Origin of the sequence: Pseudomonas sp. BIGb0558 (assembly GCF_024807515.1) — a bacterium.
In the GTDB taxonomy this organism is placed as follows: Bacteria; Pseudomonadota; Gammaproteobacteria; order Pseudomonadales; family Pseudomonadaceae; genus Aquipseudomonas; species Aquipseudomonas yamanorum_A.
Map to the genome: position 1 here is coordinate 125,551 of NZ_JANUEW010000005.1, position 12,340 is coordinate 137,890.

A 12,340-nucleotide genomic window follows, 5' to 3' on the forward strand; every position below is an offset into this window, starting at 1 on the left:
TAGCGACCGGGCCGGACAAGCGGCCCCCGACTGGTTATCATGGCGGCGTTTCTTTGCGGACTGCCACCATGGTTGATTCTTACGACGACTCCCTCGATGGGGAGAAAAGCAAATCTCAGGTCAAACGCGAGCTGCATGCTCTGGTTGACCTCGGCGAGCGCCTTACAACACTCAAGCCTGACTTGTGTGCAAAACTGCCATTGACCGACGCCCTGCGCCGGGCTCTGAACGATGCGCCCAAGCACACCGCGAATATCGCGCGTAAACGGCACCTCATGTTCATCGGCAAACTGATGCGCGACCAGGACACGGACGCCATTCTGACGTTGCTCGATCAACTCGATGCCTCCACTCGCCAGTACAACGAGCGTTTCCATAACCTGGAACGCTGGCGTGATCGCTTGATCGCCGGCGATGACGCGGTACTGGAGAAGTTCGTCATCGAGTACCCGGATGCCGATCGCCAACAATTGCGCTCCCTGATCCGTCAGGCCCAGCACGAACTGGCGCAAAGCAAGCCACCGGCTTCCAGCCGAAAAATCTTCAAATACATCCGTGAGCTGGACGATAGTCAACGCGGCCTGCGCTGACCCTCTTCCCCGGGTGGCGGCCTTCGCCACCCGAAGCTCCCGTTCTTACGACCCCGTGCCACCCACGGTGATCGCATCAATTTTCAAGGTTGGCTGGCCGACACCCACCGGCACCGACTGACCATCTTTCCCGCACGTCCCCACACCGCTGTCCAGCGACAGGTCGTTACCGACCATCGACACCTTGCTCATGGCTTCCGGGCCGTTGCCAATCAACGTTGCACCCTTGACCGGCGCGGTGATCTTGCCGTCTTCGATCAAGTACGCCTCGCTGGTGGAGAACACGAACTTGCCGCTGGTGATGTCCACCTGCCCGCCACCGAGGTTGGCGCAGTAGATGCCGCGTTTCACCGAGGCGATGATTTCGGCCGGATCGCTTTCGCCGCCGAGCATGTAGGTGTTGGTCATGCGCGGCATCGGCAGGTGCGCGTAGGACTCGCGACGGCCGTTACCGGTACGGGCCACGCCCATCAGGCGAGCGTTGAGTTTGTCTTGCATGTAGCCCTTGAGCACACCGTTCTCGATCAGCGTGGTGCACTCGGTCGGCGTGCCTTCGTCATCGACGCTCAACGAACCGCGACGCCCGGCCAGGGTGCCGTCATCGACAATGGTGCAAAGCTTGGACGCGACCATCTCGCCCATGCGCCCGCTGTAGGCGGAACTGCCCTTGCGGTTGAAGTCGCCTTCCAGGCCGTGGCCCACCGCTTCATGCAGCAGCACGCCGGACCAGCCGGAACCCAGCACCACCGGCAACGTGCCGGCCGGTGCCGGAATCGCTTCCAGATTGACCAGCGCCTGGCGCAACGCTTCACGGGCATAACCCATGGCGCGGTCTTCGGTGAGGAAATAACGGTAGTCGGTACGCCCGCCGCCGCCATGGCCACCGCGCTCGCGGCGGCCGTTCTGTTCGACGATCACGCTGACATTGAAGCGCACCAGTGGGCGTACATCTGCCGCCAGGCCGCCATCGGTGGAGGCCACGAGGATGCGCTCCCACACACCGGCCATGCTCACGGTGACTTGCTGGATACGCGGGTCCAAGGCTCGAGTCGCGGCGTCCACACGCTTGAGCAGCTCGACCTTTTCGGCACGGCTGATCACTTCCAGCGGGTTATCCGGCGCATACAACTGGGCCACGTCCTGGGTGCTGAACGCCTGCACCGTGCCGTTCTGGCCTGCGCGGGAGATCGAACGGGCAGCGCGAGCCGCCAGGCCCAAGGCTTCCAGGGTGATGGCGTTGCTGTAGGCAAAGCCGGTTTTCTCGCCGGACTGGGCACGCACGCCCACACCCTGGTCGAGGTTGAAGCTGCCTTCCTTGACGATCCCGTCTTCCAGGGCCCAGGACTCGGAAATCTGCCCCTGGAAATACAGGTCGGCAGCGTCGATGCCTGGCCCGGCCAAATCGCCGAGCACTGTTTGCAAGCTTTCGATGGTCACGCCACCGGGCGCCAGGAGGTGTTCACTGACTGAGGACAACAACTCGCTCATAGGTTTGGCCTTAAATTCATCGTTCTGAAGCAGGTCGCTGCGCGCCCTGCGAGAAAAAGCGCCGATGGCCTGCCACCGGCATGCGCGTCCGTATCGACGCCTGTTCACTGCTGTCGCGTTCGGCCAGTAACACCGCCTCGCCTTGGTCCTGTTGTGCCAGCACTCGCCCCCATGGGTCGATAATCGCTGCATGCCCGAAGGTTTCCCGTGGCCCCGGGTGCACGCCGCCCTGGGCAGCCGCCAGCAGGTAGCACTGGGTTTCGATGGCCCGCGCGCGAATCAGCACGTCCCAGTGCGCGGCGCCCGTCACCGCCGTAAAGGCGGAAGGCGCGGTGATCAATTCGGCTCCCGCAGCGCGCAATTCGCTGTACAGCTCCGGGAAGCGCAGGTCGTAGCACACCGTCAGCCCCAGGCGGCCCACCGGCGTATCCGCCACCACCACCTGGCTACCATGAGCATAGTCATCGGATTCGCGATAACGGCCCCGGGCATCGGCCACGTCGACATCGAACAGGTGCAGCTTGTCGTAACGGGCGACGATTTCGCCCTGATCGTCGATCAACAACGAGCAGGCGTTGGACTTGGCGTTCGGTTGGTCCTTGGGAGGCAGCGGCAAAGTGCCGGCCACTATCCATAAGGTGAGGTCGCGGGCGGTCTGTTTCAACCATGGCAGGACAGGACCTTCGCCCAAGGCCTCGGCGCGACCGATATCGGCCACATCGCGACGGCCCATGGCGGCGAAGTTTTCCGGGAGGACCGCAAGCTTTGCACCGCCCGCCGCCGCTTGCTCCAGCAGGCGCCGGGCCTGGGCCAGGTTGGCCAGCACGTCGCTTTGGCTGACCATTTGAATTACCGCGAAGGACATGGGCCCACACTCCATAAAAAGCATGAGGCCATGCTACTCCACAGGTACTCAGTTTGGCTTTTCAAATGGCTTGTCGAAGGTGATTTTCGGGTCCTTCCACGGGCCTTCGACCTTGTACTGCACGCTGGCGAAACGCGAAACGCGGTCGCCAATCAGCTTGTCGATCAGGAACAATGCACCGCCAATGGCCGGCGCGCCGACGATCAGCGCCGCAATCGGCAGGTTATTGGTGACCGGTAGCGTCACCAGCAACTTGGCGTCCACGCGATCAGCCACCAGGTCCAGGGTGCCGTTGAGCTCCAGGTTGCTCGACGGCCCCGTCAGGGTGATCGGCTCGCGGGTCACAAACACGCCGTTGCTGGCGGCCAGCAAGCCCTTGACCCGGTCATAGCTCAAGCCTTTGCCGAGCAAGTCCGAGAAGTCCAGGCGCAGACGGCGACCGATGGAGTTGAAGTTCAGCAAGCCAAACACCCGCAGGGCCTGGGCACCGCCTTCCACTTCGACGAATTGGCCTTTGCGAAAGCTTGCATCCAGGCTGCCGGAGAAACGCTTGGGGCCGACCCAGGCCGGCGAACCCGGCCAGCGCCCGTCCACGTCAACATGAAAGTCTTCGCTGGTCACGCTCGGCGCAAACCCCCAGCCCTTGAGCACGTCGCCAATATTCTTGCCATCCAGGCGGCCCTTGTACCAACTGCTGCTGGCCCCGGGAGCGCCTTCCCATCCGCCGGCGCCCTGCAGCAGCATACCCTTGAGCCCCAGGTTGAGGCTGTTGAACGCCATGCCCTTGGTGGTCGGCCGGACTTTCAACGACCAGGCACCTACCAGGTCCGGGCCCTGGAACAACTGGGCAATCGAGATATCCAGTGCCGGAATATCCTTGGGATCGACATCAGCCAGCGGGTCCGGCGCATTTTCATCCGCCTGCACCGTCGGATCCACCGCAGGCAATTTCACGTACTGCAAGTTGACCGCAATCGGCGCGCCCTTGGCATCCGGCAGCCCCACGGTGCCTTTGGCCTGCTGGCTGTCGAACTGCAAACCCCAGGCAGCGGGCTTGCGATCCAGTTGCAGGTTGACCTGGTCAAACTGGGTGCCGAAGCCGGTCAGCTTGCCGACCTTGAAGTCAGCCCCGCTCAACAGTTGCTTGGCACTGCCACCCGGGTCGTTGCCGGCGTAGCGGTCTACCAGTTTTTTCCAGGGGTCGATATCCAGCTCCGACAACACACCGCGAATACGCAAGCCCTTGCCGGCTGGCAACACGGCATCGCCTTCCCCCAGGAACAGCTCACCACGGCCATCGGCAAAATTGTCCGCCGGGGCGGCGAAGGTGAAGCTGCCCAACTCGCCATAATCAAACCAGTAGCGGCGTTCCTTACCCTGCAACGTCATGCGGAACACGCTGTCACGGCCCTGGCTCGCCGGCATGCCGAACGGTGCCGGCAGGTCCACGGCCACGCCCTTGAGGTTGGAGCTGACCATCAACTGGCTGTCGGCGCCGTCGAGGTTGAGCTGCAATTGGTACGGAATATCACCGGACACCGGCAACGGCTGGCTGACTTTCAGCCAGTCAGTCAGCCGCTTGACGGTCACTTGCCCCTTGGCGGTCACGCGGGTATTGAGATTGCCCTGCCGGCCATCGGCAAAAATCTGCGCGGTGATCGGCCGGTCGAAGGCCTGGGCGCTGATGTTCTGGCCACTCAGGCCCTTGGCGCTGTCGAAACGGAAATCACCCTTGAGCTGGCTCAGGTCCAACGTGGGCTCGGCGAGTTGCAGGCGCGCCTTGTCGGTCTTGAAATCCACCACAATCTTTGGATCTGCACCCTTGGCCAGTGGAATATCCAAGTCGAGCTTGCCTTGCAGGTCGCCCTCGCCTTTCCAGCCGGCGAAGGTCGAGGCGGTGCCAATCGGCGCTTCCTGAAGGATCTTGAGGCCATCGCCCAGGCCACCGGCAAAATTGCCGGTGAGCAGCAGGTGGCTGTCTTTGCCTTCCGGGGCATGGGGAATGTTGACGTAGATGTCGTTGACCTTGGTGTCGAGCAACTGGCCCTTGCTGGCCAGGATGCGCACGCCGCTTTCCTCAACAAACACTTCGCCCTTGACCTTGCTGACATGCGGCCAGCCCGGCTGGAATGCCAGCTCGGCGTCATGCACCTTGAAGAACAGGCTGATGTTGCGCGAAGCAGGCAGTGCATCGTGGTTCAGCGAGCCCTGGTACTGGAAGAAACCCTCGTCCACCGCGCCCTTGAGGATCGCGGTGCGCAGCCACTCATCGAGTGCGGGGCTCAAGACGGCGGGCAGGTATTTGGGGGTGAAGCGGCCATCGCCGTCGACCATACCGACCCGCAGGTCCATGTAGTCTTCCTGGCTATGGTCGAAATGCAGGCGAATCAGGAAATCGGCGGCGACTTTGCCCTCTTCTCCCAGCACCTTGATGTACGGCGCAATCAGGGTGAAGCCTTCTTTATCCAGCTTCCACGTCAGGCGAGCGTTGGCCTGGATGTACTGCCAGGGCTTGGCGAAGATCGGAAACAGGTGCAAGGAGAAGTCCTTGCTGTCCATGCGCAACTCGCCCTTGCCCAGGTCACCGCTGATGCTGCCGCTGACATTGCGGGCCGCCGGCGCGCCGAAGTAGGCGTCAAAGCCGATGCGATCGAGGTTGGCCGCGAAGCTCACGCGCTGGTCAGTGGTGTCTTCAGGACGGTAATCCAGCAACACGTTGCGCAGCGTACCCGTGGCCTTGAGGTGATCCAGGGTGGTGGCCAGGGCTTCCGGCAACGGTGCCAAGGCATGCAGCAACGGGGTGATCGGGGTCAGGTCGAGGCGATCGGCCTGCAGGTTCCAGACTTCCAGGGCCTTGTCCGTGGCCAGCGTCTGTTGCAGTTGCAGGCGCGATTCCCAGCGGGTGTCGCCGAGGTTCATCGCCAACGAATCAAACAGTACCTTGAGGCCACTGTCACTGCGTTGCAGGTACGCGGTGAGGGCCAGGTTCTCGATATGGGTCGGCTTGCGGTCGGCATAGCTGCCCTTGAGTTGCGGGGCATTGAGGCGCACGGCGGCGCTTTGCACGGTGCCCTTGGCCCAGCTCAGCCAGAATTCGCCGCCGGCCTTCAGCTCGGTGAGTTTCCACTGTTGAGTCAGTTTCGCCGGGATCCATTTTGCCCAGTCACTCTGCGGCAGGCTCAGGTAAGCCTCGGCTTCACCGTCTTTCCACTGGCTGGCGCGGATCCGGGTGCGCAGGTTCAGCGCCAACGGCTGGCCGTCGGGCAGGGTCAAGCGTGCGTCCAGGCGCTGGCGGTTGGCGCCGGTCTGCAGGCTCACGCCGACATAGGTCAAGGTCAGCGGCGCCTGGTCGAACGGCTGCAGCGTCACCTGGCTGTCGAGCAATGAGACTTGCGCGACCATTTGCATGCGCGTCAGCAGCTGTTCAGGGTCCAGCGGCTGGTCGTCCTGCACCGGCAGGCCTTGCAGCGCCCAGTGGCCGTCCTTGTCTTCCTTCACGCTGACTTGCAGGCCACTGACTTCCAGATGGGCAATCCGCACTTCGCGCGCCAGCAGGCTGGCCCAGATATCCGGCACCACTTGCACCTGGTCCAGGCGCAGGGCGTTGTTGCCCTCGCCGACCATCACGTCGTGAGCCATCAACACCGGGGCGAAACCGCTCCAGCGCCCTTCCAGGCTGCCGATGTTCAGGGGCATATCCAGCGCGGTGCGGGCCTTGGCTTCGATTTCGCCACGGTATTCCGCTACCAGCGGCGTCAATTCACGGCCAAGGCTCACGTACACCGCTGCCAATACCAGCAGCAAGGCACACAGGCCGAGGCCCCAGCGGGTCAATGCGGCAAAAAAGCGTATCAGACGCTCCATGTCAGGCGACCCTCAAAGGCAATAGTCGGACAGCAGATCAAGGTCTGCCGGTCTCGTTGATAAGAGCTAACGCGAATCAGAGCAGCACCACGTCATATTGTTCCTGGGAATACATGGTTTCGACCTGGAAGCGAATGGTGCGCCCGATAAAACCCTCCAGCTCGGCCACGTTGCCGGACTCTTCATCCAGCAGTCGGTCGACCACCTTCTGGTTAGCCAGGACTCTATAACCCTCGGCCTGGTAGGCGCGCGCCTCCCGTAAGATTTCCCGGAAAATCTCGTAGCAAACCGTTTCCGGGGTCTTCAACTTGCCGCGCCCCTGGCAACTGCTGCACGGCTCGCACAGCACTTGCTCCAGGCTTTCGCGGGTGCGCTTGCGGGTCATCTGCACCAGGCCCAACTCGGTAATGCCAATGATGTTGGTCTTGGCGTGGTCGCGCTCCAGTTGCTTCTCCAGGGTACGCAGCACCTGGCGCTGGTGCTCTTCGTCTTCCATGTCGATGAAGTCGATGATGATGATCCCGCCCAGGTTGCGCAGGCGCAGCTGGCGCGCAATCGCGGTGGCGGCTTCGAGGTTGGTCTTGAAGATGGTTTCTTCGAGGTTGCGATGGCCTACAAAAGCGCCGGTGTTGACGTCGATGGTGCTCATGGCTTCCGCCGGGTCCACCACCAGGTAGCCGCCGGACTTGAGCGGCACTTTGCGCTCGAGGGCTTTCTGGATTTCGTCTTCAACGCCATACAGGTCGAAGATCGGCCGTTCGCCCGGGTAGTGCTCCAGGCGGTCGGCGATTTCCGGCATCAGCTCGGCGACAAATTGCGTGGTGCGCTGGAAGGTTTCCCGCGAGTCGATGCGAATTTTCTCAATCTTCGGGCTGACCAAGTCGCGCAAGGTGCGCAAGGCCAGGCCGAGGTCTTCATAGATCACGCTGGGTGCGCCGATGGTCTTGATCTGCGCGCCAATCTGATCCCAGAGGCGACGCAGGTAGCGGATGTCCATAAGGATTTCATCGGCGCCAGCGCCTTCTGCGGCGGTACGCAGGATGAAACCTCCGGCTTCCTTGATGCCTTCCAGCGCAACGCAGTCGCTGACCACCTTTTTCAGGCGCTCGCGCTCGGCTTCATCTTCGATCTTCAGGGAGATGCCAACGTGGGCCGTGCGCGGCATGTAAACCAGGTAACGCGAAGGAATCGACAGTTGCGTGGTCAGCCGCGCGCCTTTGGAGCCAATCGGGTCCTTGGTGACTTGCACCACCAGGCTTTGCCCTTCGTGCACCAGGGCGCTGATGCTTTCAACCGCCGGGCCTTCACGCAGGGAGATTTCCGAAGCATGGATAAACGCGGCGCGGTCCAGGCCGATGTCGACGAAAGCCGCCTGCATCCCCGGCAACACACGCACGACTTTGCCTTTATAGATATTGCCGACGATCCCGCGCTTTTGGGTGCGCTCGACGTGCACTTCTTGCAGAACACCGTTCTCTACCACCGCCACGCGCGATTCCATCGGCGTGATATTGATCAGAATCTCTTCACTCATGGCTGGGTCTCGTTCAGGCGTTTTCACAATAGTGACCGATCGCTTAAGGCTTGGCGCTGGAATACGGCGTTTAGCGCACGGTAAGGTTTTGCCAACAGGGTATGCCGAATTGGCCCAGCAGTTCTGCGGTTTCGCAGACAGGCAGGCCAACGACGGCAGAGTAGCTGCCATTGAGTCCGGCGACGAACACCGCCGCCAAGCCTTGGATAGCATAGCCGCCCGCTTTGTCCTGGGGCTCGCCGCTGTGCCAATAAGTGGTGGCTTCATCCGCTGAAATCTTGCGAAAGCGCACGCGGCTGCTGATCAGCCGCGTTTCGCAACGCTGGCCGTCAATCAGGGCAATAGCCGTCAGAACTTCATGTTCACGATCAGAAAGGGCCAGCAACATGGCCTGGGCGTCGGCCTGACCCACGGGTTTACCGAGGATTTGGCCATCGAGGATGACCGCGGTGTCGGCGCCCAGCACGCAGGCGCCAGCCGCATCGGCCAAGGCCGCACGACCGGCCGCAGCCTTGCCGCGCGCCAGGCGCTCTACGTAGGACGCAGGCGATTCATTGGTAAGGGGAGTTTCATCAATGGCGGCGCTGACGACGGTGAACGGCACACCGATCTGGGTCAGCAGTTCACGTCGCCTCGGGGAGCCCGAGGCCAGATAAAGCGAATTCATGCAGACTCTCCCTGTTGGGTTCGATAACCATGCAGAGCCTCGCGATCCATTCAATTGATTTTATAGCGACGACGCAACCCACGCAGGCCGAAACTGATCCAGGGCCACAACAGCGCACTGACCAGGGCGGGCAATACCAGCGCCAGGGTCGGTTGGCGGTTGCCGGTCAAGGCACTGAGCCACAGCTGCACCAACTGCGCCAGGCCGAAGATCACCAGGATCACCAGGCACTGTTGCCACATGGGGAACATGCGCAGGCGCTGCTGCAACGACAACACCAGGAAAGTAATCAGGGTCAGGATCAGCGCGTTCTGGCCCAGCAGCGTGCCGTAAAGCACGTCTTCCATCAGCCCCAGGCACATGGCCGTGACCATCCCGACCTTGTGGGGCAACGCCAGAGACCAGAAGGCCAGCAGCAAGGCGAGCCACAACGGACGCAGGATTTCCATGAATTGCGGCAGCGGCGAAACGCTGAGCAGCAAGCCGATGGCAAAGGTCAGCCAGACGATCCAGCCGTTACGCGAATGAGTACCGGCCATTATTCTTCCCTCTGCCGAGTGGTTGCCGGGGCCGCTGCCGGTGGCTTGGCGGCGACGGGCGGTTTGGCAGCGGCAGGTGTTGCAGCCGCAGGCTTGGCCGGACGCGCGCTATGGGCCACCGGTTTGGCCGGGGTTGCGACAGGCGCGGCTGGGGTTGCCGGAGCGGCAGCCGGGGCGGCAGGTACAGCCGGCTTTGGCACGGTGGCCGGAATGATCGGCGCAGTGCCGTTTTGCTTGTCTTCCGCTTCCTGGGCCTGGGCGGCGTCGTTGGCGCGCTCTTCCGGGGTGCGGTTGTCGCTGAACACCAGCAGCAGGTAGCGGCTGCGGTTCAACGCGGCAGTCGGCACGGCGCGCACAATGGCGAACGGCTGGCCGGAGTCGTGGATCACTTCCTTGACCGTCGCGACCGGGTAGCCTGCCGGGAACCGCTGACCCAGGCCGGAACTGACCAGCAGGTCGCCTTCCTTGATGTCGGCGGTGTCTGCAACGTGGCGCAATTCCAGGCGTTCCGGGTTACCGGTACCGCTGGCAATCGCCCGCAGGCCATTGCGGTTCACTTGCACCGGGATACTGTGGGTGGTGTCGGTGAGCAGCAGGACGCGGGACGTATAAGGCATCAACTCCACCACCTGGCCCATCAAGCCACGGGCATCGAGCACCGGCTGGCCAAGGACCACGCCGTCGCGCTCACCCTTGTTGATGATGATGCGATGGGTGAAGGGGTTCGGGTCCATACCGATCAACTCGGCCACTTCGACCTTCTCGTTGACCAGCGCGGAAGAATTGAGCAACTCGCGCAGCCGAACGTTCTGCTCGGTGAGGGCCGCCAGCTTTTGCATGCGCCCCTGCAGCAGCAGGTTTTCGGTCTTGAGTTTTTCGTTTTCGGCCACCAGCTCGGTACGGCTGCCAAATTGGCTGGCCACACCCTGGTAAAGACGCTGCGGCAGGTCAGTGATCCAGTAAGTCTGCATCAGGACCAGCGACATCTGGCTACGCACTGGCTTGAGCAGTGTGAAGCGGGCATCGACCACCATCAGCGCAACCGATAGCACGACCAGCACCAACAGGCGCACGCCCAATGAGGGGCCTTTGGAGAAAAGCGGTTTAATAAGCCGCTCCTCCCGGGCAAATGTTTTCTTTATTCATACGGCATCAAACCGGCCTGGATGCAGATTGAAGAAGATAAACGCCAACAGGCAGCACTGCAAAGTGCTGCCTGTTGGCGAAGCATGGGCCAACCAGCAAAATCTTATTCGCTGGAGAGCAGGTCCATGGTGTGTTTATCCATCATTTCCAGTGCACGACCACCGCCACGGGCGACGCAGGTCAGCGGGTCTTCAGCGACGATCACTGGCAGACCGGTTTCCTGGGCCAGCAACTTGTCGAGGTCGCGCAGCAAGGCGCCACCACCGGTCAGTACCAGGCCACGCTCGGCGATATCGGAAGCCAGTTCCGGAGGCGATTGCTCCAGGGCGCTCTTCACAGCCTGAACGATGGTGGCCAGGGACTCTTGCAGAGCTTCCAGCACTTCATTGGAGTTCAGGGTGAAGGCACGTGGAACGCCTTCGGCCAGGTTGCGACCGCGAACATCAACTTCGCGAACTTCGCCGCCCGGGTAAGCGGTACCGATTTCCTGCTTGATGCGCTCGGCGGTGGATTCGCCGATCAGGCTGCCGTAGTTACGGCGCACGTAGGTGATGATCGCTTCGTCGAAGCGGTCGCCGCCAACCCGTACGGATTCGGCATACACCACACCATTGAGGGAGATCAGGGCGATTTCAGTGGTACCACCACCGATATCCACCACCATCGAACCGCGGGCTTCTTCAACCGGCAGGCCGGCACCGATCGCAGCAGCCATTGGCTCTTCGATCAGGAACACTTCACGGGCACCGGCACCAAGGGCCGATTCACGGATGGCACGACGCTCCACCTGGGTGGACTTGCACGGAACGCAGATCAGCACACGAGGGCTGGGCTGCAGGAAGCTGTTTTCGTGAACCTTGTTGATGAAGTACTGCAGCATCTTTTCGCAGACGCTGAAGTCGGCAATCACGCCATCCTTCATCGGACGAATGGCAGCAATGTTGCCCGGTGTTCGGCCAAGCATGCGCTTGGCCTCGGTGCCAACGGCAACGACACTTTTCTGATTACCATGGGTCCGAATAGCCACAACCGATGGCTCATTCAGGACGATACCGCGCTCGCGCACGTAAATAAGGGTGTTGGCAGTGCCCAGGTCGATGGAAAGATCGCTGGAAAACATGCCACGCAGTTTCTTGAACATGGGAAAGGGACCCTAGGCAACGCGTGGGTAAAAAAGTGCGGCAAACTCTAACAACGACAGGGATTTTGGGCAAGGCGCCAATGTGCTAAATTGGCCGACTTTCTGTGCACCAACCCCCACAATCGCGGCCATATGACCGTAGAAATGCGGTAGTGTTCCTACAATCTAACACACGGATAGCTTCCGTTCTGTTTTCCACTGGAGAATCCCATGGCGCTTGAACGCTCCGACGTGGAAAAAATCGCTCATCTGGCCTGCCTGGGCCTCAATGAAGCCGATCTTCCACAGACCACCGCAGCCCTGAACAGCATTCTCGGGCTGGTCGACCAAATGCAAGCCGTGAACACCGACGGCATCGAGCCCCTGGCTCACCCGCTGGAAGCCAGCCAGCGCCTGCGCGCCGACGTCGTGACCGAGCGCAATCATCGCGAGGCCTACCAGTCCATCGCGCCAGCGGTCGAAAACGGCCTGTACCTGGTTCCGAAAGTCATCGACTAAAGGGAAAG

Annotated in this window: 10 protein-coding genes; 2 read left to right on the forward strand and 8 right to left on the reverse strand. The window is 61.7% G+C overall.

What is annotated here, in order from left to right; genetic code table 11:
- The first annotated feature begins 68 nt into the window (after positions 1–68).
- The gene (yjgA, locus tag M2400_RS09690; protein WP_003216092.1) at positions 69–590 is read left to right on the forward strand and encodes a ribosome biogenesis factor YjgA; all 522 of its coding nucleotides are present in this window, start codon (positions 69–71) and stop codon (positions 588–590) included.
- Between the two features lie 45 nt (positions 591–635).
- Here the strand turns inward: yjgA and tldD are convergent, their stop codons facing one another.
- The 8 genes from tldD to mreB all read right to left on the reverse strand — a co-directional run bounded on the left by tldD (position 636) and on the right by mreB (position 11,834).
- Positions 636–2,078, reverse strand: a complete 1,443-nt coding sequence (tldD, locus tag M2400_RS09695) for a metalloprotease TldD (protein ID WP_010170608.1) — start codon at positions 2,076–2,078, stop codon at positions 636–638.
- Between the two features lie 16 nt (positions 2,079–2,094).
- Positions 2,095–2,943, reverse strand: a complete 849-nt coding sequence (locus tag M2400_RS09700; RefSeq protein WP_177077908.1) for a carbon-nitrogen hydrolase family protein — start codon at positions 2,941–2,943, stop codon at positions 2,095–2,097.
- A gap of 48 nt (positions 2,944–2,991) precedes the next feature.
- Positions 2,992–6,807 (reverse strand): YhdP family protein, encoded by a 3,816-nt coding sequence (locus M2400_RS09705; RefSeq protein ID WP_259195850.1) that lies wholly within the window; start codon positions 6,805–6,807, stop codon positions 2,992–2,994.
- A gap of 76 nt (positions 6,808–6,883) precedes the next feature.
- Positions 6,884–8,341, reverse strand: a complete 1,458-nt coding sequence (gene rng / locus M2400_RS09710) for a ribonuclease G (protein WP_003216085.1) — start codon at positions 8,339–8,341, stop codon at positions 6,884–6,886.
- Between the two features lie 70 nt (positions 8,342–8,411).
- Complete coding sequence (locus M2400_RS09715) at positions 8,412–9,008, reverse strand: nucleoside triphosphate pyrophosphatase (RefSeq protein WP_177113435.1); 597 nt, start codon at positions 9,006–9,008, stop codon at positions 8,412–8,414.
- A gap of 50 nt (positions 9,009–9,058) precedes the next feature.
- On the reverse strand, positions 9,059–9,547 hold the full coding sequence (gene mreD, locus M2400_RS09720; protein WP_177043435.1) for a rod shape-determining protein MreD: 489 nt from the start codon (positions 9,545–9,547) through the stop codon (positions 9,059–9,061).
- The gene (gene mreC / locus M2400_RS09725; protein ID WP_259195916.1) at positions 9,547–10,656 is read right to left on the reverse strand and encodes a rod shape-determining protein MreC; all 1,110 of its coding nucleotides are present in this window, start codon (positions 10,654–10,656) and stop codon (positions 9,547–9,549) included. Before mreC ends, mreD begins: the two co-directional genes overlap by 1 nt.
- Positions 10,657–10,796: 140 nt before the next feature.
- Positions 10,797–11,834, reverse strand: a complete 1,038-nt coding sequence (mreB, locus tag M2400_RS09730; RefSeq protein ID WP_002555108.1) for a rod shape-determining protein MreB — start codon at positions 11,832–11,834, stop codon at positions 10,797–10,799.
- A gap of 210 nt (positions 11,835–12,044) precedes the next feature.
- On the opposite strand from mreB, the gene gatC reads away from it, so the two are divergent.
- A complete protein-coding gene (gene gatC, locus M2400_RS09735; protein ID WP_032860102.1) occupies positions 12,045–12,332 on the forward strand; it encodes an Asp-tRNA(Asn)/Glu-tRNA(Gln) amidotransferase subunit GatC in 288 nt (95 codons plus the stop codon).
- Positions 12,333–12,340 lie beyond the last annotated feature (8 nt).